General features: G+C 61.0%; 19 protein-coding genes, 1 tRNA gene and 1 pseudogene. 7 read left to right on the top strand and 14 right to left on the bottom strand.

The genetic code is table 11. From position 1 onward, the window contains the following. Window positions 1-2,037: 2,037 nt before the first annotated feature. From FIU90_RS15845 to FIU90_RS08005, 3 genes and pseudogenes are all read right to left on the bottom strand, one after another. A pseudogene (locus FIU90_RS15845) lies at window positions 2,038-2,322 on the bottom strand (ParB/Srx family N-terminal domain-containing protein); the annotation flags it as partial. Between the two features lie 99 nt (window positions 2,323-2,421). Beyond that, window positions 2,422-6,669 carry a strawberry notch family protein gene (locus FIU90_RS08010; RefSeq protein WP_152434302.1) on the bottom strand — a complete coding sequence of 1,416 codons (4,248 nt, stop codon included), beginning with the start codon at window positions 6,667-6,669 and terminating at the stop codon, window positions 2,422-2,424. Between the two features lie 78 nt (window positions 6,670-6,747). Then, window positions 6,748-7,662, bottom strand: coding sequence for a toprim domain-containing protein (locus FIU90_RS08005; RefSeq protein ID WP_152434301.1), 915 nt, complete (start codon window positions 7,660-7,662; stop codon window positions 6,748-6,750). A gap of 62 nt (window positions 7,663-7,724) precedes the next feature. On the opposite strand from FIU90_RS08005, the gene FIU90_RS08000 reads away from it, so the two are divergent. Together FIU90_RS08000 and FIU90_RS07995 are read left to right on the top strand one after the other, a co-directional pair. Further along, the gene (locus FIU90_RS08000; RefSeq protein ID WP_370515051.1) at window positions 7,725-8,387 is read left to right on the top strand and encodes a transglycosylase SLT domain-containing protein; all 663 of its coding nucleotides are present in this window, start codon (window positions 7,725-7,727) and stop codon (window positions 8,385-8,387) included. Further along, window positions 8,384-8,587, top strand: a complete 204-nt coding sequence (locus FIU90_RS07995) for a DUF5818 domain-containing protein (protein WP_007163740.1) — start codon at window positions 8,384-8,386, stop codon at window positions 8,585-8,587. The genes FIU90_RS08000 and FIU90_RS07995 overlap by 4 nt, the downstream gene beginning before the upstream one ends. 9 nt (window positions 8,588-8,596) lie before the next feature. Here FIU90_RS07995 and FIU90_RS07990 read toward each other — a convergent pair whose 3' ends face one another. The 8 genes from FIU90_RS07990 to FIU90_RS07955 form a co-directional block, all read right to left on the bottom strand. Then, window positions 8,597-9,850 (bottom strand): integrase arm-type DNA-binding domain-containing protein, encoded by a 1,254-nt coding sequence (locus FIU90_RS07990; protein ID WP_152434300.1) that lies wholly within the window; start codon window positions 9,848-9,850, stop codon window positions 8,597-8,599. Between the two features lie 178 nt (window positions 9,851-10,028). Continuing rightward, a tRNA-Met gene (locus FIU90_RS07985) sits at window positions 10,029-10,105 on the bottom strand. Between the two features lie 114 nt (window positions 10,106-10,219). Then, window positions 10,220-10,738, bottom strand: a complete 519-nt coding sequence (locus FIU90_RS07980) for a 2'-5' RNA ligase family protein (RefSeq protein WP_152434299.1) — start codon at window positions 10,736-10,738, stop codon at window positions 10,220-10,222. An 8-nt stretch (window positions 10,739-10,746) separates the two neighbouring features. Continuing rightward, on the bottom strand, window positions 10,747-11,676 hold the full coding sequence (gene mltG, locus FIU90_RS07975; protein WP_152435760.1) for an endolytic transglycosylase MltG: 930 nt from the start codon (window positions 11,674-11,676) through the stop codon (window positions 10,747-10,749). A 40-nt stretch (window positions 11,677-11,716) separates the two neighbouring features. Continuing rightward, window positions 11,717-12,976 (bottom strand): beta-ketoacyl-ACP synthase II, encoded by a 1,260-nt coding sequence (fabF, locus tag FIU90_RS07970; protein ID WP_152434298.1) that lies wholly within the window; start codon window positions 12,974-12,976, stop codon window positions 11,717-11,719. 132 nt (window positions 12,977-13,108) lie between these two features. Next, on the bottom strand, window positions 13,109-13,345 hold the full coding sequence (locus tag FIU90_RS07965; protein WP_011413765.1) for an acyl carrier protein: 237 nt from the start codon (window positions 13,343-13,345) through the stop codon (window positions 13,109-13,111). Between the two features lie 99 nt (window positions 13,346-13,444). Continuing rightward, window positions 13,445-14,236 (bottom strand): hypothetical protein, encoded by a 792-nt coding sequence (locus FIU90_RS07960; protein ID WP_152434297.1) that lies wholly within the window; start codon window positions 14,234-14,236, stop codon window positions 13,445-13,447. 32 nt (window positions 14,237-14,268) lie between these two features. After that, window positions 14,269-15,378 (bottom strand): hypothetical protein, encoded by a 1,110-nt coding sequence (locus FIU90_RS07955; RefSeq protein ID WP_152434296.1) that lies wholly within the window; start codon window positions 15,376-15,378, stop codon window positions 14,269-14,271. A 242-nt stretch (window positions 15,379-15,620) separates the two neighbouring features. Between FIU90_RS07955 and FIU90_RS07950 the strand changes: the two genes are divergently transcribed. Then, window positions 15,621-16,055, top strand: coding sequence for a PA2169 family four-helix-bundle protein (locus FIU90_RS07950; RefSeq protein ID WP_152434295.1), 435 nt, complete (start codon window positions 15,621-15,623; stop codon window positions 16,053-16,055). Window positions 16,056-16,410: 355 nt separating this feature from the next. Continuing rightward, window positions 16,411-17,181 (top strand): CsgG/HfaB family protein, encoded by a 771-nt coding sequence (locus tag FIU90_RS07945; protein WP_172970219.1) that lies wholly within the window; start codon window positions 16,411-16,413, stop codon window positions 17,179-17,181. Between the two features lie 31 nt (window positions 17,182-17,212). On the opposite strand, the gene aspS is transcribed toward FIU90_RS07945, so the two are convergent. Beyond that, window positions 17,213-19,021, bottom strand: coding sequence for an aspartate--tRNA ligase (gene aspS / locus FIU90_RS07940; protein ID WP_152434294.1), 1,809 nt, complete (start codon window positions 19,019-19,021; stop codon window positions 17,213-17,215). A gap of 193 nt (window positions 19,022-19,214) precedes the next feature. On the opposite strand from aspS, the gene rnd reads away from it, so the two are divergent. Together rnd and FIU90_RS07930 are read left to right on the top strand one after the other, a co-directional pair. Then, on the top strand, window positions 19,215-20,417 hold the full coding sequence (rnd, locus tag FIU90_RS07935; protein WP_152434293.1) for a ribonuclease D: 1,203 nt from the start codon (window positions 19,215-19,217) through the stop codon (window positions 20,415-20,417). A gap of 18 nt (window positions 20,418-20,435) precedes the next feature. Continuing rightward, window positions 20,436-21,332 (top strand): hydrogen peroxide-inducible genes activator, encoded by an 897-nt coding sequence (locus FIU90_RS07930; protein ID WP_152434292.1) that lies wholly within the window; start codon window positions 20,436-20,438, stop codon window positions 21,330-21,332. A gap of 4 nt (window positions 21,333-21,336) precedes the next feature. Here FIU90_RS07930 and pgsA read toward each other — a convergent pair whose 3' ends face one another. Next, window positions 21,337-21,945, bottom strand: a complete 609-nt coding sequence (pgsA, locus tag FIU90_RS07925) for a CDP-diacylglycerol--glycerol-3-phosphate 3-phosphatidyltransferase (protein WP_152434291.1) — start codon at window positions 21,943-21,945, stop codon at window positions 21,337-21,339. A 152-nt stretch (window positions 21,946-22,097) separates the two neighbouring features. On the opposite strand from pgsA, the gene FIU90_RS07920 reads away from it, so the two are divergent. Further along, complete coding sequence (locus tag FIU90_RS07920) at window positions 22,098-23,501, top strand: MFS transporter (RefSeq protein WP_152434290.1); 1,404 nt, start codon at window positions 22,098-22,100, stop codon at window positions 23,499-23,501. On the opposite strand, the gene FIU90_RS07915 is transcribed toward FIU90_RS07920, so the two are convergent. After that, window positions 23,498-23,689: a hypothetical protein gene (locus FIU90_RS07915; protein ID WP_152434289.1), complete on the bottom strand. Its 192-nt coding sequence runs from the start codon at window positions 23,687-23,689 to the stop codon at window positions 23,498-23,500. The genes FIU90_RS07920 and FIU90_RS07915 overlap by 4 nt on opposite strands. Window positions 23,690-23,694: the final 5 nt, after the last annotated feature.

Raw genomic sequence — 23,694 nt, 5'->3', positions numbered from 1 at the left:
ATAGTTCGATCTCGAGCTCATCGCCGATACCATCCCAATTTTTTTGGCAGCGGCGCGCAAAATAGTTTCGCCAATCTTATCGCGCTTCCTCCGGGACAACATGTCTACCGACGATTCCTTAATCAGCCCGAACATGCCGCTGTTGTTGAGGGTCAACTCAGGTACAGGCACCGAAGAAGCTGTGGTTGGTGGCGTTTCTACTATTAGCTAGGAAACAGTACGACTGCTTTTTTGCTCCTCATCTGTCAATTGCCGACAGTCCGCCATCGGCCCAGACCTGGACATGAAAAAGGCGGCCCGTCCCGAGAGGGACGGACCGCCCGCCGAGTAACCTGGACCTGTCAGGAGGGGTCAGGCAGCCGGCTCGGCAATTTCGTTCGCGGTCTCGTCCTCGGCCGGGTCCACTGTTTCATCCTCGACCGGCTCCTCAGGCGGACCGAAGCGCATGATCTCGGGCACCCACGCTCCCGCTCGCGTTTTCACATCCGCCTCGCCGATGAAATTGCCGGAGAAGATGCGCTCGGCTGCGCTCGCCAACTCTGCTTTCTTCGAACCTGCATAGCGACTGACGAGTTCGGGGCCGCCTGCTGCATCGAGCGCTTCGAGTGTACGCGCCTTGGCCACACGATCGAATAAGTTCGCCGCCGTCGGCCGCCACCAGTGCGCGGTCTCGATCTCGAGCAGCGACCCGAGGATTTCATGCAGCGGCGCCGAGCGATCGCCTTCACACGCAAGGCTCGCGACCAGCGTGCGGGATACGACATGACCGAGCCAGGCCGAACGTGCTTCATCGCTCAATGCGCGGAAGCGTTCGAACCGTTCGACATCGGTCTCGCCGGCGCGCCAGCTTTCGTCGAGCGAAGCGACAAATTCGGCGAGCGCAGCGCTTGCTGGGGCGTCCTTCGCCTCGAAGCCGACCACCGGTCCCGATGCTACCGAGCCGACCAGCGTCGATGCCTTCTTCGCGCGCCAGTCATGCCCATCGGCATCGGCGAGCGTGAAGACCATGAAGTCGAGCGCAAGCGCAGGATCATTGGCCAAGTGGATCGCCAGGATATCGCGGCGCTGCATCGCGAGCTCGTCGAGCAGTCGCTGCGAAAGCGCACCGCTCTTGCGCTTGGTATCAGCGCCAGCATCCACCGGTTCGACTGCTCCGTCGTCAGCGTTGACGACTTCAACTTCGGTGTAGAATTGCGGCACCAATGCCGGTTCGCCATTGCGAGAGAGCACGAGGAACGCTCCAGCCTCCGACTTCAGCTCGTCGGCAAGCACCGGCGGACGATCGTTGAGATCGCGCATCGCGCTGTCGATCGAGACCAGTTCCTCTTCCGCCTTGGCGATCTCGCTTTCGTCGCTGTCCTCATCCTCAAGGATGGCGGCCGTCCGATCGTAGTCGGCTTCAAGGTCGCTGAGCTCACGAGCCTCGTCTTCGGTTAGCGGAGCCGGTTCGCATGGGAGCCGATTGAGGCCCTCGATGAGATCGTGGCTGACATAGTTGCCAAGCGTGGGTCGCACCCAGGCAAGACCGTGTTCTTCCGCGACCTTCTTCGCAGCATCATCCATCGCTTTCTGGGCAAGGTCTTCGAGAAGCGCGACATCGATCCAGCTCTCGCTGGCTTCGTCGTCGAACAGTTCGCGTTCGATCCGGCCGCCTGCAGCAAGGTAGGCATCGCGCCCGACCAGAACCGCGCGCGGATCGGAGCCACGAACAGTGGCATCAAGCACCATGCGCCGGATTGTGTCTGGCGTGACCTGGTACCAGGCATCCTTCAGTTCGGCAAAGACGTGCGCCTGACGATCGATGTCTGAGATTGCCCCATAGGCCTTGGCCATGTCGAGCGTGATTGCGCCTTCGGCGAGCGCTTCAAAGACACAAGGTGCGAGGCCTGCCAGACGCAGACGACCCTCGACAAAGCGGGCCGTGAGACCGAACCGGCGGGCAACGTCTTCGGTACTGGCTCCCGCCTCGATGATCGCAGCAAAAGCCTGTGCCTCGTCGGCCGGGTTCATTGCGAGGCGCTGGAAGTTCTCGGCGAGGCTTGCTTCGCGTACTTCGCTTTCCTCGCCTTCGATGACGAGACAAGTGACTTCGTGATTCTTGGGAAGAGAGCCCTCCTCGGCCAGCGCCTGGAGCTGAGCCAGACGGCGACCACCGGCCTCGACTTCGAACTTGCCGCGCTTTGCTTTTCGCACGACGAGGTTCTGCAAGAGTCCGCGGGCGGCAATGTCCGCCCGCAGCTGCAGGTCGGCAAGTACGTCGCTCGACTTGCGAACATTCCGCGGGCTTGGGACGAGCTTTTTCAAAGGAATAGACTGGATCATGGATTGTCTCCTGATGGATTGAAAAGCCACGCGACGGTGCATGGCCCGACAAGCCACCGGCTCCCTCCCCTCTCTCACGCTTGGTCATGGATTTGCCCTTCAGGCCGCAATGGCTGGGAGAACAGAGGATGCCTTCGACACGGGGACGAAAAGGCGCGTGCGGTAGCGGATGATCTCGGTGAAACAGCCCTTGGTCTTATACCAGTCGAGGCGCTCAGGCGCATACCCAGTGAGCTCAAGTCGTTGCTCGCCGCCGACCAAAGAGCGCTTAACGGTCAGTGCATCATGACTGGCAAGCGGCTGGGGCGTTCCGCTCGAGAGGACAAGTTTCCCGAGTTCGGCTGGAGCCGGGCCGGACACACCCTTCAAGCCGAACGTCTCGGCAATCTTGGCCAAGTCGATATCGAGGACTTCGCGCCCGATGATCGATCTGCCATCCTCGGCGACAAGTCGCGTCACCCGGACATGCTCGCCAGGCAGCCGCTTCCAGACCGGGAGTAATAGCCCCGTCGCCAGATGCGCTCGTTCGGTCACCGGCGAGGCCGCTGCGGCGCTTTCTTCTTGTGTCCAGAGCTTGGAGAACTCGGTTACGCCGACCTCTTCCCACAAGCTTTCACCGAGCGCGTCGAGCGTCCAGTTGGCGGATTTAAGCGGTCGGAGAAGGCGACGGCGTTCGATCACCGCGCCGTCATCGGCAATGAGGCGCCGCGCCGGAACTGACAGGGCCACCTTGCCCGAGCGCGCATTGCGCAGGGGAATGGCCTGGGGGGATCCGATCTCGTGCATCCTGACGAGACGTTTGAAGCGCAGCGGGCGCAATTGGCGTTTCACTTCGAGCGAAACCAGGCGGGTTTCGGCGCCCGAAACAGGATCTGTGCGGAGAACTTCATCAGACAGCACCGTAAAGCTGTCGGCGCGGACCGTCTCCAAACCCAGATCGAGCGTGCCAGCCTCGCGTGCGGCCTCGATGCGCGCTTCCACAAGTCCGAGATATTTCTCGAAGATGGCGTTCTGCAGTGCGATCGGGAGCGCAAGTATGCGATTGAGCCAGCGTTGGATCGTGGGAAGGTTATCGCTCAGGCCGCCATCGGGGTTCTCGAGCTTGAGGCCTGTTAGCTCGACGAAGTCCCCGAAACCAACCGCCTCGAGTTTTCCATCGTAAAGCAGGTGGAACCAGCGCGAGAGCGCGTCCTTCGCATAATCGCTTTCGAGATTGTCGGCAGGGTCGAACAGGTTCTGTCCCCCTGTCTGACGCTGGCCGCGTGTGAGAGCGCCCAATGCGTCGAGCCTTCGCGCGATTGTCGAGATGAAGCGGCGTTCGCCCTTCACATCGGTCGTGACCGGGCGGAACAGCGGCGCAGAAGCCTGGTTAGTACGGTTTGTCCGGCCAAGACCCTGGATTGCATTGTCCGCGCGCCAGCCCGGTTCGAGGAGAAAATGGACGCGGCGCTGCTGGTTCTGCGCATCGAGATCGGCGTGATAGGATCGGCCCGTACCCCCCGCGTCCGAGAAAATCAGAATACGCTTCGTCCCGTCCATGAAGCACTGTGCTTCAGCGACGTTGGCGCTTGCGCTTCGACGTTCAAGCCGCTGCTGACCGTCGCGTCCCAAGACCAACCTGCGCGTGCGGCCTGTGACCTCGGCCACAGCCTCGGTCCCGAAGTGCTCGATGATGGCATCGAGTGCAGTGGCGATTGGCGGAAGGGCGCAAAGCTGTTCGATCAGCGCGTCGCGCGCAGCGATGGCACGCGAGCAGAGAACGGGATTGCCGTGATCGTCGCTCATCGCTTCGGATCGCAAATTGCCTTCCTCGTCAGTGAAGACCTGCATCAGGCGCACCGGGAAGCTCTTCGCGAGATAGTCGATGACATATTCGCGCGGAGAGAGATCGATATCGAGCGCTTCTCGCTCCTCGTCCGAGAGATCGGCCAGGCGTCGGTCAAGCATGGCCTCAGCGGTCGAGACCAGCTGCACCACCACCGAATGATCATCGCCGAGCGCCTCTTCCATTGCCGGGATCAGGCTCGGCAGTTTCATCGAGAGCAGAAGCTGCCCAAAGAAGCGCTGCTTGGTGCCTTCGAATATCGAGAGCGCCGCTGCCTTGGCGTTGCGATTGAGCGTATCGCCGCTGTCCTCATCGACCACCCTTGTGGCTTCGAGTGCTTGGTCGAGATTGCGGTGGATGATCGCCCAGGCATCGGCGTAGGCATCGTAGATCCGCACCTGCGCCTGCGTGAGCTGATGTTCGAGGATCTCGTATTCGACCCCGGCAAAGGACAACGCACGGGCAAGGTAGAGCCCCTGTGCCTTGAGATCGCGGGCGACGAGTTCCATCGCCGCGACGCCGCCGGCGCGGATCTCGGTCATGAATGCCTGATGCGTTGGGAACGCGGTTTCTGGCCCCCACAGTCCAAGGCGGGCTGTGTAGCCGAGGTTGGCAATGTCAGACGCGCCGGTAGCGGAAGCGTACAGAACACGTGCTCGCGGCAGATGGTTCTGAAGCCTGAGACCTGCCATCCCTTGCTCCGATCCTTTGACATTGCCGCGGGTCGAGGAAGAGCCGAGCGCATTAGCCATGGAATGCGCTTCGTCGAAGGCAATCACGCCCTCGAATTGCTCGGCGGCCCAGTCGAGGATCTGATCGAGCCTTGTGTCCTCGGCGCGTCCCGAGCGAAGCGTTGGATAGGTTACAAACAGGATACCCTCCGCCATTGTCACAGGACTTCCGAGATTCCATCGGGAGAGCGGCTGGATGTCGAGCGGGAGCCCGCCAAGCGCCTCCCAGTCGCGGCGCGCGTCTTCGAGCAGTGCCTCGTTCTTGGTGATCCAGATGTGACGGCGTTGGCCCGAGAGCCAGCGATCCATCATGACGCCCGCGATTTGGCGACCCTTGCCTGCGCCCGTACCATCACCGAGGAAAAAGCCTTGCCGGTAGGAGTGACCGTCCTCCGCGAGTTCGACCGTCGTTCCTTTTTGGCTTGGACGGAATTGCCCGGGAAGGTCGCGGGTGAATGCCTCGCAAGCGTAGATCAGTGTTTCGCACTGTGCGGCCGAGAGCAGTTTGCCCTCCTGCCAGTTCACGGGAAGCAAAGGGCGCGCTTTCGCTACCGGTGCCGCGACCGAGCCCATCGCGACCGATTCTACGAGCGGCGTCGGGTGAACAGGTTCATCGTCCATGATGACGCGGCTCGGTCGGTAAGGCAGGTAGATGCCCGCCTGCTCGGGAACGGGTGCAGGCTCTGCCAGGGCTTCATAGTTGAGCGCGACTGCCGCGCTTTTCTGGGCGGCTGCAGTCAGGAAAGGAGCAACCGGCTTGCGCGAAGCAGCGCCGCTTACCGAGGTCGCAACCGAGCGTACCGGAAGGCGATGAACGTTGGCCTGCAAAGGCGCACGATCAGGCAAATGCGCTAGGCAGGAATTCAGTTCGGTGAGGTCGGCGAACTCCCCCGTGATCGTGGAAGCGTCCTGAAGAGGCTCCTTGTCGATGACGACCATTCTGACCGCGATCCCGGTTCCGCTTCGCGAGAATGCGCCCGACAGCCGGACGTCGAGCAGCAGCGACGCCTGTTCCTGGTCTTCGACAAAGGTCGCGGCGTCAAAGCTGTCCGGGAGAATGGCCACGAGGCGACCTCCTACCGCGCAAATCCGAAGCGCGCTGCGCAAGTGGCGCATTGCCGTGCGGCCATCGACGCCCCGCTCGCGGCTTCGAGCAAAGGGAGGATTCATCAGGATGACGCTGGGGTTGAGGCTGGAACTATGGCCATCGGTCAGTTCTGCAACCAACTCGCCATCATGTGCGGATAGCCGGGCATCTGGGAAGATATGCGCCAGCGCATCGCCGCGCGCGCGATCGATCTCGTTCAGCGTCAGCGAGCACCCTCGAACGTCGCCCCAAAGCGCAAGAGCGCCATTCCCGGCTGACGGTTCGAGAACGCGATCGCGCGGGGCGAGGCAAGCGGCTTTGGCCATCAGCCATCCAAGGATCGGCGGCGTCGAAAACTGCTGTAGCTCGACTTGGCAGTCGCTGCGCACGTGGCGAGGCGGTAAGGCTGCATCGAGCCAATCGAACCGTGCTGCAGCCTCGTGGAAACCTGTATCGAGGTCGATGCGTGAGAACTCGCGGAGCCAGAGCAAGGCGCCAATCTCGACCGCGTTGTTGTAGTCGTCGATGGTCCACGCACTGCCCCAGTCCTGCACGTCGGTTTGAGCGGCGAAAAACTCGGAAATGTCAGGTCGGGTGAGATGGCATCCATCCGCAAGTCGCCGGGAAATTCGTTCACCGATTGCGAAAGCGAGCGGAATTGTGCTCGATGTCTCGCGGTCTGGAAAAAAGTCTGACTGAAACATGGCTTGTCGTCCTCCTGGTTGAGGCATCGGGACATGCGCCCTCTGCCGGGTCAGGAATTCGAGAAGCTCTCTCTCCTCTTAGCGACACGCCTTTCGGCGCAGCCATGACTGGAGCTCGTCGTTCCAGTCGGTACCGCGCAACTTAGGCCGTCGAACTTGGATTTGCCGCCCTTCACGGAGATAGGCACCTAGCCCGCGCTCGGCTGCAAGGTCGCCGCCAGAATCGTGATCCACGAAGAGATGAAGGTCGCTCACGCTCTCCGGAATGGCAACCAGCCCGAAGCGTCCATTGCCCAGCGTTGCCCACGTCGGGATACCAGTGAGCGCATAGGCCGACATCGCGCTTTCAATGCCTTCGGCGAGACCGAGCCTTCCCTCGGCAGGTTCGAACAGACGTACCGCCGCCTCGCCGAGAGACCCCAGTGCGCGTTTCGGCTTCGCAAACAATGCCTGCGTATTGCCGCATTGCGACAGGAAAGTCCGGTGAACGGCAATCGGCCCCTCGTCGAGGCTGACCGCAGCGATCATCGCTGGCAGGAAGCGTGCGCGACCCTTCGGTCCAAGCGGCGTGCGCGGATGAAATTTCAGCGCATGGGACGTGGCGAGGATGCCGCGCCCTTCGAGGTAGGCCTTGGCAGGACTTCGGTGCAACGGTCGAGCATCGCGCCAGATGCGGAGTGCTGCAGCCGATGGCTGGCTGGAATAGCGCGGCTGGATCGGAAACTCGTCGGAGGAGCCTGAGAATAGCGCAGAGGTCTCGATCCCTTCTCGAGCGAGGGCAGCGAGCACGCTCGCCTGATCGCATCCGGCGAAACAATGCAGTAGGATAGCCCTCCGGCCAAGCGTAACGCCGAGCGAAGGGTTGCGGTCACCATGCGCGGGACAACGGGCCATGCCCTTGGTGCCTGACCACTTGCCGCCGCGGCTCTCGCAGAGCTTGCGAGCGGTGTCCTCTAGCGAGGGGCGGGATAGGGTTGAGTTCGAAACGGACATACTGGCTCCATCGCCGCACAATTGCCCCTGCAGACTGCCCCCTTTCCTCTTACCGGACGCGTATGGCGCTTTCCTACACCCTTATGTTCCATTTATGTTCTGCCACCTGTCCAGGCAAGACAAGAGAGAACGCAATGAGACGAAAATGGGTAACTGGCGTGTGTTGCGGGCTCGCAATTGCGATCCCCGCCATCGCTCAGGCGCAGGAGTTCCGGGTCTTTGATCATCGACTGAGCAGGGTCGAAAAGCCGGTAGACAATGAAGTTATGTACGATCCTTCTCTGGCGGTCATTGGGACCGAAGGAGGGTACCCATCGGCCGCCAACCGAAGTTTCAAGGAGACGCTCTACGAACCCCTCATCCGCCAAGCTGAAGCAAGGTATCGATTGCCGCCTCGCTTGCTCCAAGCATTGGTCTGGCAAGAATCCCGGTTTAATCCAATGGCGATCAGTCCGGCTGGTGCTGCCGGACTTGCGCAACTTATGCCTGCAACCGCACGAGAACTCGGCGTAACCAATCGGCACGACCCAGCTCAGAATATCGACGGTGGCGCGCGATATCTAAGGCAGATGCTCGACCGGTTTGGTGCGATCCATCTCGCATTGGCGGCCTACAATGCGGGACCCGGCGCGGTATCCCGTGCTGGTGGAATTCCAAGAAATCGGGAAACGCCGGGATATGTGAGGAGCGTTATCCAAAGATGGATGGCATACGGAGCACTATGAACACGAATCGGAAAAGGATCAGCGGACGGCTCGAGCATCTCCCGCGTGGGGCAGCTATCGTGACAGATGCAGGCGACCACTGGGTTCTGGAAGGCTACGAACCATCGAACGATGACTTCGGTTTCGAGGTCACCGCCGAGGGTGTCGTTGTGGGCTTTGACCGCCTTCGAGTTGAGTGGCTGGGCCAAGTCCCGGCATAGCACGCTAAATCACGCAGCTCTCAAGATCGCAACATTGCCTGTATTTCCGCGCATCGCATCGAGGAAGTTCGCCCAATCTTGAAGCATCGCGCGACGGGGCGCCAGATACTCTGCGGCATTATAGGCCCCGCGAACTTCGTTCTCCTCGCTATGAGCCAGTTGAAGCTCGACCCAGTCTTCATGGTACTTTCGGATCCACATTGGCGGTTGGCCGACTTCGACAAGCTGTTCATTGGCCCATGTGCTCGCAAGACCTCTGAAGCCATGAACAGTCTGCCGACCGTGATAGCCCAGACGATACAAACCATAGATCATGGTGTTTTCGGATAGCGGCACTCCACGCTTCTGGCCGGGAAAGACATAGTCACTTTGAGAACATGCGATCATGTCCTTGGCGAGCGAAGCGGCTTGCATTGACAATGGTACGATATGCTCACGGTGCATCTTCATTCGATCAGGCCCGATGCGCCAAAGCGGAGAGTTTCCTTCTAGATCCTCGAACTCGTGCTTCTTGGCAAAACGAAGTTCCTTCGTTCTGACCCATGTCAGAAGCGCGAAGGTGAGCGCTGCGCGAGTAATCTCGGAGCGTCGCTCCCCTTCTTCATTGTATTGATCCAGCTTGTTTATGAGCTCTGGCAACAGAGCGAGCGGCAGTTTGGCCATATGCTTTACGCGAGGTCGCGGCTTCAGAGCGCCGCGAAGATGAGCCGTGGGGTCCGCATCGCAAAGCCCACTCGCGATGGCGAACTGGAAAACTTGGCCAATGCTCTGCTTCGCACGCCGACTGATATCCAGAGCCCCCCGTTCTTCAATATTGCGGATCACGCCTAAAACTTCAGGGGGGGTGATCTCGTGCATCATCCTTTCGCCCAATACCGGAAACACGTCCCGTTCCATCCGAGACCAGACACGCTTCGCATGAGCTGGATCAAGGCTGCTCTTTCGATTCTTGTGCCACATCTCAGCAACAGCCTTGAAGGTTTTCTCTGGCTCGAAATCTCGACCAGGCTTGTGGACCATCGGATCCTTGCCTTCGGCCAAGGCAGCCCTTGCAAGCGTCTTCAACTCACGCGCAGCCGCTATTCCGACGTCAGGATAAGCACCAAAGGAAAGCAGCTTCTCCTTTCCGCGATAGCGGTATTTCATGCGCCAGAGCTTCGAACCGTTCGCTTTTACGAGGAGGAATAGCCCTTCACCGTCGGCAAGCTTGTAGGGTCGTTCTGCCGCCTTCGCATTCTTGATCTGAATCTCACTCAAAGCCATTGGGGGTATCGCTCCTTTTCGGTACCCCCCGAAAGTACCCCCAAAATACCCCCACTCCAAATCCGGCTTCAAGCGCATGCAAGCGAACGCAAGCGGACGCGAATCAGCGACATGGTTTTGATTTCATTGTTTTTTTCGGATTTATACGGAAGAATGCGAACCCATGCGGATTCGAGAATGGTAGCGGAGGAGGGACTCGAACCCCCGACACGCGGATTATGATTCCGCTGCTCTAACCACCTGAGCTACTCCGCCCCATCGGGCATCCCGTGCCAATTCTCGCAAACGGGATTCGCGAGGGCTTTGCCCTCTGGCGAGCGGCGCATTTAGGGCGCGCTCGGCGCGCGGTCAACCACCCATTCGCCGGTATCAGGCACGCACCTTGCCGCGGAAGGGAGATGCCTTCACGAATTCCCATGGTCCACCCTGATACCGGTAGAGTTCTAGCGCCGGAAAGGTGAATTGCCGGATCTCGATCGTCGGCGAGAGCTTCGCCTGCAATGCCCGTGCCTCTTCCTTTTTCACTTTGTTCTGGATCGTGATGTGCGGACGCGGCTCGTACAGGTCCTGGTCGGTGAGCGCGCCATGGAAGTGCTCGGCGATAAGGGCCCGGATCGCGAGTAGGCCCGGCGAATGGAGCCGGATCGCCGTACCCTTCCCCAGATCCATCACCCCCGTGATATCCGCCGCGGGTGCGGCGAATTCGCTCACCACCTGCGGGATAAAATCCTTAAGCTCTTCAAGGAGCGAGGGCGCAAAGGCGTGAAACATCGTGACGTGCGCGTGGAGGTGGTTCCGCTCGGGAGGGAAGTGCCTCTTGCGAAGGTCGTCTGCCCAAAGATGGATATGCTCAGGCAGCTTGGCAGTCAGGATGAAGGGATCAGCCATCGACGCGGCTACATCTCGCCTCGTTCCCTGCGGATGGCGTACCAGCGTTCGACAGCTTGGTTGTGCCCGTCCAGCGTCGCGTTGAATTCGTGCCCGCCGGTGTCGTCGGCGACCATGTAGAGATAATCGTGGCGCTCGGGGTTCATCACCGCTGCGATGCTCTCACGGCCCGGATTGGTGATCGGCCCCTCGGGCAGACCGGTCATCGTGTAAGTATTGTAGCCGTTTACCGCTGCAATTTCAGAGCGGCGGATGCGGCGGCCCAGCGGCTTTCCCTTGGTAACGGGATAGATGATGGTCGGGTCAGCCTGTAGCCTCATCCCGATACGCAGTCGGTTCGAATAAAGGCCCGCAACCCTGCGGCGCTCTTCAGGCGTGCCGGTTTCCTTCTCGACTATCGATGCGAGGATCAGCGCGTCGCGCATCGTATCGACTGCAATGTCGGGCCCGCGATTGGCCCACGCTTCGGCGAGATATTTGTCCATCGCGGTCTGCATCTGCTCGACGATTTCCGCGCGATTTTGCCCTCGCTCGAACGCATAGGTGTCAGGCAGGACAGATCCTTCGAGCGGGACGTCGATTTCGCCTGTAAGCAGGTCCTCGGCCATCAGCTTTTCGTAGACGAGGATCGAGGGCATGCCTTCGGGGATGGTGATGAAACGGCGGATCACATCGCCGCTCTGGAAGGCCTGCAATATATCGCCCTGATCCATATCGGGCGTGAGCGCGAACTCGCCCGCCTGGATCGGGTCTGATGATCCGAACAGCCGCGCGCGCATGAGAAAGCCGTCCGCGGAAGAGATCAGCCCTTCTTCCTCAAGCTTTTGCGCCACCGAAGTCAGCGAGGACCCGGCAGGGATGATAAACGGCGTCTCTTCCTCGATCGTCGCTTCGCCGAGGAATGACTGTCCCAGAGTAAAGCCGACGCCCACCAGCATGACGAGAGCGACAGCCAGCGCGAGAAGGCGTTTCACCGGTTCAATCGACCTTTTGCATCACGAGCGAGGCGTTGGTGCCGCCAAAGCCGAAGCTGTTGTTTAGCACCGCGCGAACCTCGCGTTCCTTCGCCTTCAATGGCACGAGGTCAATGCCCTCGGTGCCTTCATCGGGCGTGTGGAGGTTGAGCGTCGGCGGGACGATCTGGTCGCGCATCGCGAGGATGCAGAACACCGCCTCGACCGCGCCTGCGCCGCCGAGCAAATGCCCGATCGCAGACTTGGTCGAGCTCATCGACGCGCCGCCAAGATCGTCGCCGAGCACGCGGCGAACCGCCGCAAGCTCGATCGTGTCGGCCATCGTGCTTGTGCCGTGGGCGTTGACGTAGTCGATGTCGCCCGGGCCGAGACCGGCCTTGCGCAGCGCCATTTCCATCGCGAGCTGCGCGCCCTTGCCCTCGGGATGCGGCGCGGTTACGTGGTAGGCGTCGCCTGAAAGGCCGTAGCCGGTGACCTCGGCATAGATCGTCGCGCCGCGTGCCTTGGCCCGCTCGTATTCCTCGAGCACGACGACGCCTGCGCCCTCGCCCATGACGAAGCCTTCGCGGTCCTTGTCATACGGACGGCTCGCCTCGGTCGGGCGGTCGTTGAAACTGGTGTTGAGGGCGCGCGCCTGGGCAAAGCCTGCGATACCGAGCGGATTGATGGTGCTTTCGGCACCGCCCGCGAGCATCACGTCGGCATCGTCCATCGCGATCATCCGCGCGGCATCCCCTATCGAATGCGCTCCAGTAGAGCATGCGGTGACTACCGCGTGGTTCGGACCCATGAAGCCGTATTTGATCTGCACCTGCCCCGTTACGAGATTGATCAGGCGGCCGTGGACGAAGTGCGGGCTAACACGGCCAGGGCCACGTTCGTGCAGGTTCACGCTTTCATATTCGATGCCCGGAAGTCCGCCGATCCCTGCGCCGATCGAGCAGCCGGTGCGCAGCTTTTCCTCTTCGGTCATGTCCGTAAGGCCGGCGTGCTCGAGCGCCTGACCCGCCGCATCAATGCCGTAGACGATAAACGGATCGACCTGGCGCTGGATCTTGCCATCGACACGCTTGTCTGGGTCAAAACCCCACGGGTGGTCCTTGCCCTTCACCTCGCAGGCGATGGTGCACTTCTGGCCTTCGGGATCGAAACGGGTGATTTGCCCCGCCCCGCTTTCTCCTGCGATCAGGTTTTTCCAGCTCGTCTCGACGTCACCCCCGAGCGGGGTGACGAGGCCAAGTCCGGTGACGACAACGCGGCGCATACAATTCTCCGTTGGACCCATGGCAAGGCCCGGTATTCACGATCCCAATACACTACAGGCCCGCGACCCTCGACAAGAGGGCTCGGGCCTGTCGGTCAGATTCCCGCAAACAAGCGGGCACTCTGAGGGCGATTAGCCCTTGTGTTCCTCGATGTATTTGGTCGCATCGCCGACCGTGCTGATCTTTTCAGCAGCATCGTCAGGGATTTCGACGCCGAATTCTTCTTCGAACGCCATCACCAGTTCGACGATGTCGAGGCTGTCTGCGCCCAGGTCATCGATGAAGCTTGCTTCCTGGTTCACCTTGTCGGCTTCGACGCCGAGGTGCTCGACAACAATTTTCTGCACGCGGTCGGCAGTATCGCTCATGTGTTTCCCTCTTGGATTGGGGTTTGAAAGTCAAAGTTGCCCTAATGGGCGGTTCGATTGAGTGCAAGTGCAGATAGCCTGCCCCCGTTCCCCGCGCCCCTACGGAAACAGCGTGCGAGCGTCCAGTAGCTCTACATCGCCGCGCAGCATAAGGACGCGCTCGATCATGTATTTATGCCATGCCCCGAAGATCACAAGGGCCTTCGTACCCTGTCCCCTGATCGAGTTGAGAGCGGTTTCTATAAGGTCGGTGTGCGCCCGGTTGATGCGGGTCCAGCCGCCGGGCCCCAGATCGGGATCGAAATAAACTTGGTAGGGCGTCTGCGCACGTTGAACGATTGCATCGTATTCGCGCGTGTGGATGAACCGCGGATCGTCGCTCCTGCCTCTCACAGCCTTGGCATATTCGGCGCGGGCGGCCTGATGCTCTGCCCACTGTTTGGCGCGGGCGCGATCGTTTTCGATCATCGCAAGCCTTTGCGAACGGTTGTCGGCAAGCTGGCGCGACCAGCCGGCACACCCTTCGACAATGAAGCCCATTTCCTGCGATAAGGGGAACACAGCCTCGGAAAGCTCGGGAAATGCGCGTGCTCGGGGAACGGATACTTCGCCGGTTTCAGCGAAGCTCCGGCGCGCTTCTTCTATCTGCGACGGCGGTAACTCGCTGAGAACGATGTCGGGCTCCGCCCGCCGCAACGCCTCACGCAGCACATCGAGCGAATAGCGTCGGCTGTCGCGATGGCGTGCGTGGATGGCACCGATCACCGTGACCTTCGTCAGGGATTCGGACGAACCTGGTTCACCGGGTGCGCAGCCTGCGATTGTGGCTGCCCCGGTCCCGCTCGCAGCGGCGAAGCTTCCCAGAATGGTGCTGCGGCGGGTGATCTTCATGATCACCGCCTACAGCAAGCTTTCTCGCGCCGCTATGGTTGCCCGCCGGCCCCGCCCTCGACAGCCCCACCCTCGACAGCTTCGCCTGTTTCCTCAGCGGCATCCTCGACTGCGAAGGCTCGATCGGCCCTCAGGGCCTCACGCGCGGCAAGTTGCTCGTTGCCGCGTCGGCGCGATGCAATGCGGCTGAGGCCTTCAAGCGGATAATTCTTGTCTGGCTCGATCGCGAGCACCCGCTCGTAGAAATCAGCCGCTTCGTCCAGCCGGTCCTCGCTCTCCCGACACAGGCCAATATTGAACAGCACCGACATGTTGTCGGGGTTGGTTGCTTCGAGCGTGTCGAACAATTGGCACGCACCATAAGGATCGTTCTTGGTCAGCTTGAGCGCTTGCTTGAACACCTTGCGGTCGTCCTTCGAAATACCTTTGCGCTTCTCGAGCAAGCGCGGCTCCGAATTGCGATATTCAGGCAAAAGGTCGCGCTTCACATTCGAAATGAAGCGCGAAGCGAGGCCCGAAATCATCGCATCGGGATTGGGCTGCGAACTTTCATCGCGGCAGTAACGCTTGTTTGAAGAAAGCCCGTCGCGATTATCATAGATGCGTATGCCGTCGGGCGTAATGAGTGCAACATCCGCATTGTAGGTCACACGCATCTGGCGGCAGGGCACACGATACTCGCGGTGCTCGACGCACTTCTTCTTATCGTCCCGCTTGACGCATTCCTTCTTTATCTTGGGATCGGTTCGCTGGTCGAACACGCGCGAAGACGCTGAGCCACGCAGCAGTGCATCGGGACCAGCCTCGCCGATCACTTCGATCACACCGTCACCGGGTTCGCCCCCCCTGTTGCGGTCAACCACCACGATTCGCTCGCGCTCGGCAATCATCGCCGGGATAATACGAAAGAAGGGATCTTCATCGCCGATAGGACGGCTAAGGACGTCCGAAAGACGCTCTTCGAGATCGTAGCCCATATCACCGACGAAATTCTCGGCCACGATCACTTCGATGTCGGCGGGAACGTCCTCTCTCGCACCATAAATACCTTCGACCGGCAAAGTCTCGGCGTTGGCTGCACTTGCCAACAAGGTCGCGGCAATCGCGATGGTGCCGGCCTGCGCGGCATTCACAAACTTCATCCTTCAACCCCTGTTGCAATCCCTTCGCGTCCTTTTGGTCGAGGACCAGTTTATCCCGAGTGAATACAGCGTCCCGCTGCGCAAGAAACCGGAGGAAGGCGACAATCCACGATCCATCGCAGCTACGATACGCCTCACCGTAAGGGTTGGACCGATCGCCCCATTAGACCGTTAAGGTATTGAAAGCGCAGCGTAATCGACGCGGCGCAGGCTCACAAATGCAAAACCTATCAAGGAGAACCATGAGCAATACCGACGTACTGAAAGACCTGACACAAACCACCTACGATTCGGTCGAAGGTTATCGCAAGGCCGCCGAGAAGACCGAGAATACCGCCATCCGCCGCGCATTTGAGCGCCGCGCAGAGCAGCGTTCCCGCATCCTCGAGAACCTGAATGGTGCACTGAAAACCAATGGCGAGAAACCGGTCACCAGCATCAGCATGGCTGGCTCGGTCCATCAGACCTTCCTCAAAATCACCGAGGCAATTGGCGACAGCACCGAAGCGGCAATCGAACGCGTGGAAGAAGGCGAAGACTATATCGCCAACAAGTTCGACGACGCATTGAAGCGCGATGATCTGGACGCAGAAACGCGGTCGCTGATCGAGATGGCATTCCGCGACATTCGCGATGGAGAACGCTTCAGCGACATGCTCGAAGAAAACTACGCTTAATCGACTTAGGTGTGGGCGTTGGATGAGCGCCCCGGGGGTGTCGAGCGCCGCAGCCTCTCAATCGCTGCGCCGCGCTCCGCCCCCAATCGAAACCAGATGGCGTTGAGCGCGCGCATTTGGGGGATCGTTTACGAAGCGACGCGCGCAGCTCCGCCAACCTTCATAATGATAATCTCCCCCTCAACCTCATCGCCCGGCGCCAAACCCGCCGGGCGATTTTCTATGGCTAGGACACGGTCCGTTGCATACAATGCATTCGCTTGGTAGCTGTGCTAGTCGGAAGCCGGGTTCGCATTCTGGCTGGGCATTCCAAAAATCGAAGCCCGCGTCATTTTATTGGACGGGAGCAAGGTGCATGTTCAAGAATTCGCTTATGGCGGCGGTGGCCGCTACCGTAATCGCGACGGCGGCCACTCCGGCATTCGCGCAGGATCGCTCTTCCGCGCGCCAGCAACAGGACCGAGGGACCGCTGAAATACCGCGCTGCACGCGCAATCTGGGCACAATCGCGATCGTTGAGCCGGACAATCAGTGGTGGCGGCAACTGAGCCTCGGAAGCCCCGAGGCGATCATGAAGATTTTCGTCCAGCAATCGGGGTGCTTCACCCTCGTCAATCGCGGACGCTCGATGCGCAGCAGGGCGATGGAGCGAGCGCTCGCCGATCAGGGCGAATTGCAGGAGGGATCGAACCTCGGCCGAGGGCAGGTGAAGGCAGCCGATTATTTCCTTCAACCCGATATCGTCACCACCAACGCCAATAGCGGCGGGGGCGGCATCGGCGCAGCGATCGGCGGCCTGCTCGGCAGGCGCGCGCTTGGCGGCATCGTCGGCGGTATCAACGTGAAGAAAAAAGAGGCGAACGTCACGCTCTCCGTCGTCAACGCGCGCACGACCGTCGAAGAAGCTTTGGTGGAAGGCTATGCCCGCAAGCGCGACCTCAGGTTCCGCGGGGGCGGTGGCGGCGGCTGGTGGACCGGCTTCGGCGCGGTCGGAGCAAGCGGCTACCAGAACACCGAGATCGGCCAGGTGATCGTGCTCGCCTATCTCGATGCCTACACCAAGCTCGTCTACCAGCTTGGCGGCTTGCCCGACGATGCAGCGGCGGCGGCTCCCGAAGCGAAATAGGGCGCCGGGACGCCGCTAAAGCGGCTGACGGTTACTCTTCGGCGACCAGCTTTGGCGTCTGCTCTTTCTGCGGCGGTTCGACCGTCCGCAGGAAGAGTTCGCGCAGCTGCTTGGGTTCGACCTTCGAAGGCGCGCCCATCATCAGGTCTTCGCCCTTCTGGTTCATCGGGAAAGCGATCACTTCGCGGATCGCTTCCTCGCCTGCCAACAGCATCACGATGCGGTCGATCCCCGGTGCCGAACCACCGTGCGGCGGTGCGCCGAGCTTGAACGCCTCTATCATGCCGGAGAATTCGCGGTCGACCGTTTCCTTGTCGTAGCCCGCGATCTCGAACGCCTTGTACATGATGTCCGGACGGTGGTTCCGGATTGCGCCCGATGACAGCTCGTAACCGTTGCAGACGATATCGTACTGCCACGCCTTGATCTCGAGCGGGTCCATCGTCTCGAGCGCCTCCATCTCGCCCTGCGGCATCGAGAAGGGGTTGTGGCTGAAGTCGATCTTCTTGGCTTCCTCGTCATATTCGAACATCGGGAAATCGACGATCCAGCAGAACTTGAAGCAATCCGGCTCAATGAGGTCGAGCTGTTCGGCTATCTGGGTGCGCGCCGCGCCTGCAAGCTTTGCTGCATCCTTTTCCTTGCCGGCAGCGAAGAACAGGCCGTCATCAGGGCCAAGGCCCAGCTCGTCGTAAAGCTCTGCCATGCGCTCGGGGCCATGGTTCTTGGCGATCGGCCCGCCAAACTCGCCGCCCTTGCGGGTGACATAGCCAAGGCCTGCAAATCCTTCGGAGCGCGCCCAGTTGTTCATGTCGTCGAAGAACTTGCGGCTTTTCTCGTTGGTGTTCGGCGCGGGGATAACGCGGACGACCCCGCCCGAACCGACGATCTTTTCGAACAGACCGAAGCCCGACTCTTCGAAGTGGCTCGTGACGTCCGAGATGATCAGCGGGTTACGCAGGTCCGGCTTGTCGGTGCCGTATTTCAGCATCGCCTCGGCATAGGGGATGCGCGGGAATTCGCCCGACTTAGTGACGCTCTTGCCGCCGGAAAACTCCTCGAACACGCCCGCGAGCACCGGCTCCAAAGCCTGGAACACGTCCTCCTGCGTGACGAAGCTCATCTCGAAATCGAGCTGGTAAAATTCGAGGCTGCGATCAGCGCGTAGGTCCTCGTCGCGGAAACACGGCGCGATCTGGAAGTATTTGTCGAAGCCCGAGACCATCAGCATCTGCTTGAACATCTGCGGTGCCTGCGGGAGCGCATAGAACTTGCCCGGATGCATCCGGCTCGGCACGAGAAAGTCGCGCGCGCCCTCGGGGCTGGATGCGGTCAGGATCGGGGTCTGGAACTCGGTGAAACCCTGCTCGATCATGCGGCGGCGCAGCGATGTGATGACCTGGCTGCGCAGCATGATGTTGCGATGCATGGTCTCGCGCCTGAGATCGAGGAAGCGGTATTTGAGCCGGATTTCCTCCGGATATTCCTGCTCGCCCGCGACCGGCATCGGCAGTTCCTCGGCCGCGCTCTGCACGGTGATCTCGCGCGCGAAAACCTCGATCTCGCCGGTCGGCAGGTCCTTGTTCACTGTCTCCGGCGTGCGCGCCTTCACCTCTCCGTCGATCGTCACCACCGATTCGGCGCGGAGCTTTTCCAGCACGGGAAGCGCGGGCGAATCCTCGTCCGCCACGATCTGCGTGATGCCGTAATGATCGCGCAAATCGACGAACAAGACCCCGCCATGGTCGCGTTTGCGGTGCACCCAGCCCGACAAACGGACGGTTTCGCCGACATTTTCAGCCGAAAGCTGTGCGCAAGTGTGGGAACGATAGGCGTGCATCTAATTTCTTGTCCTGTTTGGGTGTATGACGCTAAGGGCGCGCTCATCTTTGCGCGGCGGGTTGAGAACCCGCGCGATTGTGTGCGCGCTAACAGGGCAAGCATGGCGCTTTGTCAAGTGAAGCGATGCGCGCAGCAGGCCCCTGGGACAAACCCCCGAGAGCGGTACTCCGCTCAAACAGACAAGAAGACGCATGAAAATACACGACCTGATTACCACCACCGACGAACTCGCCGCGCTGTGCGAACGTCTCTCCAAATCCGAATTCGTGGCTGTGGACACCGAGTTCATGCGCGAGAACACCTATTGGCCCGAACTGTGCCTGGTGCAGATCGCCGACGAGAACGAGGCGGCGGCGATCGATCCTCTCGCTGAAGGGATCGACCTGACCCCGCTGCTCGACCTGCTTACCGAGAATGACGAGGTTCTGAAGGTCTTCCACGCGGGCGGGCAGGATGTCGAGATCATCGTCAACCTGACCGGCAAGACGCCCACGCCGATCTTCGATACGCAGATCGCGATGATGGCGATCAGCCAGTCCGAACAGATCGGCTATGCGAACCTCGTCGATACCTGGCTCGGCATCCAGATCGACAAAGGCGCGCGCTTCACCGACTGGAGCCGCCGCCCGCTGACCGACCGGCAGATCGAATATGCGATCGGCGACGTGACCCACCTGTCGAAGATCTTTCCCAAGATCCTCAACAAGCTCATTAAGACCGGGCGCGGCGGCTGGCTCGATGCCGAGATGGAAAAGCTCGCCGATCCGAAGAATTTCATCATCGAGCCGGACAAGAGCTGGAAACGGATCCGCTCGCCGGGGCGCAACCCGCAGGTGCTCGGCCGGCTCAAAGCCCTCGCCGCATGGCGCGAGGGCGAGGCGCAGCACAAGAACATCCCGCGCGGCCGGATCATGCGCGACGAGACTCTCGCCGACATCGCCAGCCACCCGCCCAAGCAGCAGCGTGACCTTGCCAAGGTGCGCGGTCTTTCGGCGGCGTGGAAGGACAACGATATCGGCAAACGGCTGATGAAGGTGCTCGCAGAGGCCGAACCGCTGCCCAAGGAAGAGATGCCCGCAAAGATGAAACGCGGCGCTCCGCTCGGCAAGGAAGGCGCGCTGGTTGCCGACCTCCTGAAGCTGCTGCTCAAGATCCGCGCCCGCGAGATCGACGTTGCCGCCCGCCTGCTGACCCGTGCGGACGAGATGGAGGCGCTCGCCGCCGGAGTGCGCGACCTGCCCGTTCTCGAAGGATGGCGCTACGAGGTGTTCGGCAAGGACGCGCTCGAACTGGTCGAGGGCAAGCTCGCCTTCGCGGTGAAGGACGGCAAGCTCAAGATGACCCATATCGACGACATGCAGGCGAGCATGGAAGAAGCGTTGGCCGCTGAATGATCGGGGCGTCGTAGTAACTTGAGCACCTATCTTCCCACGATCAAGCAGCTGCAATATCTCGTGGCGCTGCACGAGCACGGCCATTTCGGCCGCGCCGCCGATGCAAGCTTCGTGTCGCAATCGACCCTTTCGGCCGGTATTCGCGAGCTTGAATCGCTCCTCGGCGTGACGCTGGTGGAACGCTCGCGCCGGGTGGTGCGGTTCACGGCGCTGGGCGAGCAGGTGGTGGAAAAAGCCAATCGCCTGCTGCGCGAGGCGGAGGAACTGTCCGATCTCGTCCAGGCGGCGGGCAAGCCGCTTTCGGGCCAGCTGCGGATGAGCGTGATCCCGACCATCGCGCCCTTCATGATCCCGCGCCTGCTTCCACGCCTCAGGAAAGAGCGCCCCGATCTCAAGCTGATGCTGCGCGAGGAAACCAGCCAGGATGCGCTCGAATCGCTCCATCACGGCCGCGCGGATTGCGTGCTGCTCGCGCTTCCTTTCGACATTGGCGAGGTCGAGGTCGAGCATATCGCGGACGACCGGCTGTTTGTCGCCTTTCCGAAAGGCGATCCGCGCGACCCGCCCGAGAAGGTTCCGCCCGAGATGATCGACCAGGGGCGCCTGCTGCTGCTCGAGGACGGGCACTGCCTGCGCGATCACGCGCTTGCCGCCTGCAACCGCTCGGAGCTGCGCGCGAGCGCAAGCATGATCGGGACGAGCCTTCACACGCTGGTGCAGATGGTCGACAACGACCTTGGCCTGACGATGCTGCCCGAAATGGCCCTCGATGCGGGGATTCTCGCGAATACCGAAGTCGTAGCCCGCCCCGTCGCCAGCGAAACCGCCAAGCGCGAGATCGTGTTGGTATGGCGCAAGAACTCCCCGCGCGAGGAGGATTTCAGGCTGCTGGCGGATGAACTCAGGGCAGGCTGAGCCCCTAGTCCATGTGCTTCAGGCCGACCCGCAGGTAGTCCCACCCGGTTACGCAGGTGAGGATCGCGGCGAGCCACAGGCTTGCCAGGCCGACCACGTGGACCCAGCTTTCGGCGATTGTCTTGCACTGCTCGCCGGGCACCTGGCAGGGCTGTCCGTGCACCGCGCCGCCGAGGATCAGAGCGCCGAGCGCGACCAGCTGGAAGGTCGTCTTCCACTTGGCGAGGCGCGAAACCGGGACCGAAATCTGCAATCCGCCGAGGAATTCGCGCAGACCCGACACCGCGATCTCGCGGATCAGGATGACGAGGCCGGCGATCACGTGCATGTCGCCCACATACGGCCCGCGCATATATCCTTGAGCGGTGAGGATGAGGATCACGGTGGCGACCATGATCTTGTCCGCGATCGGATCGAGGAAGATGCCGAGCTTCGACACCGCCCCTTGCGCGCGCGCCAGATAGCCGTCAAAAAAGTCGGTGATCCCGATCAGGCAGTAGAGCACGAAGCCGATCGCGTATCCCAGCCGCCATTCCGGCCACCACAGGAAGAAGGCGAGCAGCGGCAGCGCCAGAATGCGCGACAGCGTCAGGATGTTGGGCAGCGTCAACATAGGCTGGTTCTCGCTCTAGCGCCCCTTTGCGCCGTGCAAAAGATGCGGCGAGCAGCTTGTGAACGCTCTTGTGAGTGCACGTAGGATCGCTCTTGTGCCTGAGCGCACGTTCGCTACATCAGGGCAACGAGGAGCGAAATTCAAAGCCTGTTATGACGACTTCGACGCGCCTCATGGCACGCAAGCGGTTCCTGCCGCTGATGGCCACCCAGTTTTTCAACGCCTTCAACGACAACCTCTACAAGACCGCCGTGGTCCTGTTCGTCGTCTATTCGGTCTACAATTCCGAACAGCACGAGGCGTTCTTCAGCGGGCTCGCATCGCTGCTCTTCATCCTGCCCTTCGTCCTGTTCTCGGCGCTGGCCGGGCAGCTCGCCGACACCCACGACAAGGCGGCGATCATCCGGATTGTAAAGTTGTGCGAGATCGGCTGGGCGTCATTGGGAGCGTTTGGGCTGTTCCTCGCGTGGAAGGGCATTGCGGTTCACACCTTCGCGATCCCCCTGCTCTTGTTCGTGGTGTTCCTTGCCGCGCTGCAATCGACGTTTCTCGGCCCGATCAAATACGCGATCCTGCCGCAGCACCTCAAGAAAGAAGAGGTTCTGCCGGGGACGGGGCTGGTCGAGGCAGGCACTTACATCGCGATCCTTGCCGGCACGATCCTCGCGGGATTCGTCCGAGTTGAGGTCGCAACGGTGCTCATCGTACTTACGGCCATCGTCGGCTATTTCGTGAGCCGCCAGGTGCCCGACGCGCCGCCGCAGAGTAACTATGAGCTCCATTTCCCGCTGCTAGAGCCCTATGCAAAAAAAAGGGGCAATCCGCTTCTCCGCTGGCTCGGCTACCCGGCGGTGGCTCTGGCCGATCAGGCGGTTATGAGCTGGCGCCTCGTGCGCGATACGATGCACAACCGGGAAATCTGGCTCGCCATCGTCGCGATCAGCTTTTTCTGGACGATCGGTGCGGTGCTGTTCATCCAGTTCCCGCCGCTGGCCAAGAACCAGCTGCTCGCAAGTCCGCAGGTCGCGAGCCTATTCCTCGTGATTTTCTCGATCGGGATTGCGATTGGGTCTGTGGGGATCAACGCGCTGCTTAAGGGCGTGGTTTCAGCGCGATTTGCCCCCATTTCAGTGATCATCATGGGCCTTTTCGTGATCGGCTTCTACATGATCACGAAGGCCTGGACGCCCAATCCGGCGGGCGAGCTCTTGTCGGTCCGCGCATTCGTGATGGAACCGCTTGCCATTCCGCTGATGCTGTCCCTGCTCGGCATTTCGACGGCGGGCGGGTTCTTCGTCGTCCCGCTTTACGCTTTCCTGACCACACGCTGCGCGCACGATGCCGCCAGCCGGACGATTGCGGCAAACAATATCGTCAATTCGTTGTCGATGGTTATCGGCTCGCTCATCGCATTGTCGATGACCGCGCTTGGCGTGCCGGTTGCAGAACAGGTCCTGCTCTGCGCGGCAATGACAGCGGTATCCGCGTGGCTGGGCAAGCTGCTGCACAATGCCGAGCGCGACGCCTTTGCCGAAGCGCTCGGCCGCGCGGGCTAGAAGATGAAGACGAGGATCGCGGCGGTTGCCGCGACATAGACGCTGGCGAACCCGCGCACGTCCTCGGTTGTAAGACGCCAAAGGGCTTCTGCCGGAATGTCGTACAGCTCGGTCTTCACATGCGGCGGAAGGGTCCGGCGGAACGGGTGGCGGCAGGTCTCATCGGTTGTGACCAGATTGCGACGCATTTTTT

The organism is Erythrobacter sp. THAF29, assembly GCF_009363635.1.
In the GTDB taxonomy this organism is placed as follows: domain Bacteria; phylum Pseudomonadota; class Alphaproteobacteria; order Sphingomonadales; family Sphingomonadaceae; genus Erythrobacter.
The sequence above is the reverse complement of the archived record's forward strand: the minus strand, read 5'-3'. Positions and strand labels throughout refer to the sequence as shown.

What these genes read in the sequence shown, in the direction of transcription:
- FIU90_RS08010 (WP_152434302.1), bottom strand. Translation starts at nt 6,669, where the DNA reads ATGTTTCAGTCAGACTTTTTTCCAGACCGCGAGACATCGAGCACAATT.
- FIU90_RS08005 (WP_152434301.1), bottom strand. Translation starts at nt 7,662, where the DNA reads ATGTCCGTTTCGAACTCAACCCTATCCCGCCCCTCGCTAGAGGACACC.
- FIU90_RS08000 (WP_370515051.1), top strand. Translation starts at nt 7,725, where the DNA reads ATGGCGCTTTCCTACACCCTTATGTTCCATTTATGTTCTGCCACCTGT.
- FIU90_RS07995 (WP_007163740.1), top strand. Translation starts at nt 8,384, where the DNA reads ATGAACACGAATCGGAAAAGGATCAGCGGACGGCTCGAGCATCTCCCG.
- FIU90_RS07990 (WP_152434300.1), bottom strand. Translation starts at nt 9,850, where the DNA reads ATGGCTTTGAGTGAGATTCAGATCAAGAATGCGAAGGCGGCAGAACGA.
- FIU90_RS07980 (WP_152434299.1), bottom strand. Translation starts at nt 10,738, where the DNA reads ATGGCTGATCCCTTCATCCTGACTGCCAAGCTGCCTGAGCATATCCAT.
- mltG (WP_152435760.1), bottom strand. Translation starts at nt 11,676, where the DNA reads ATGCTGGTGGGCGTCGGCTTTACTCTGGGACAGTCATTCCTCGGCGAA.
- fabF (WP_152434298.1), bottom strand. Translation starts at nt 12,976, where the DNA reads ATGCGCCGCGTTGTCGTCACCGGACTTGGCCTCGTCACCCCGCTCGGG.
- FIU90_RS07965 (WP_011413765.1), bottom strand. Translation starts at nt 13,345, where the DNA reads ATGAGCGATACTGCCGACCGCGTGCAGAAAATTGTTGTCGAGCACCTC.
- FIU90_RS07960 (WP_152434297.1), bottom strand. Translation starts at nt 14,236, where the DNA reads ATGAAGATCACCCGCCGCAGCACCATTCTGGGAAGCTTCGCCGCTGCG.
- FIU90_RS07955 (WP_152434296.1), bottom strand. Translation starts at nt 15,378, where the DNA reads ATGAAGTTTGTGAATGCCGCGCAGGCCGGCACCATCGCGATTGCCGCG.
- FIU90_RS07950 (WP_152434295.1), top strand. Translation starts at nt 15,621, where the DNA reads ATGAGCAATACCGACGTACTGAAAGACCTGACACAAACCACCTACGAT.
- FIU90_RS07945 (WP_172970219.1), top strand. Translation starts at nt 16,411, where the DNA reads ATGTTCAAGAATTCGCTTATGGCGGCGGTGGCCGCTACCGTAATCGCG.
- aspS (WP_152434294.1), bottom strand. Translation starts at nt 19,021, where the DNA reads ATGCACGCCTATCGTTCCCACACTTGCGCACAGCTTTCGGCTGAAAAT.
- rnd (WP_152434293.1), top strand. Translation starts at nt 19,215, where the DNA reads ATGAAAATACACGACCTGATTACCACCACCGACGAACTCGCCGCGCTG.
- pgsA (WP_152434291.1), bottom strand. Translation starts at nt 21,945, where the DNA reads ATGTTGACGCTGCCCAACATCCTGACGCTGTCGCGCATTCTGGCGCTG.
- FIU90_RS07920 (WP_152434290.1), top strand. Translation starts at nt 22,098, where the DNA reads ATGACGACTTCGACGCGCCTCATGGCACGCAAGCGGTTCCTGCCGCTG.
- FIU90_RS07915 (WP_152434289.1), bottom strand. Translation starts at nt 23,689, where the DNA reads ATGCGTCGCAATCTGGTCACAACCGATGAGACCTGCCGCCACCCGTTC.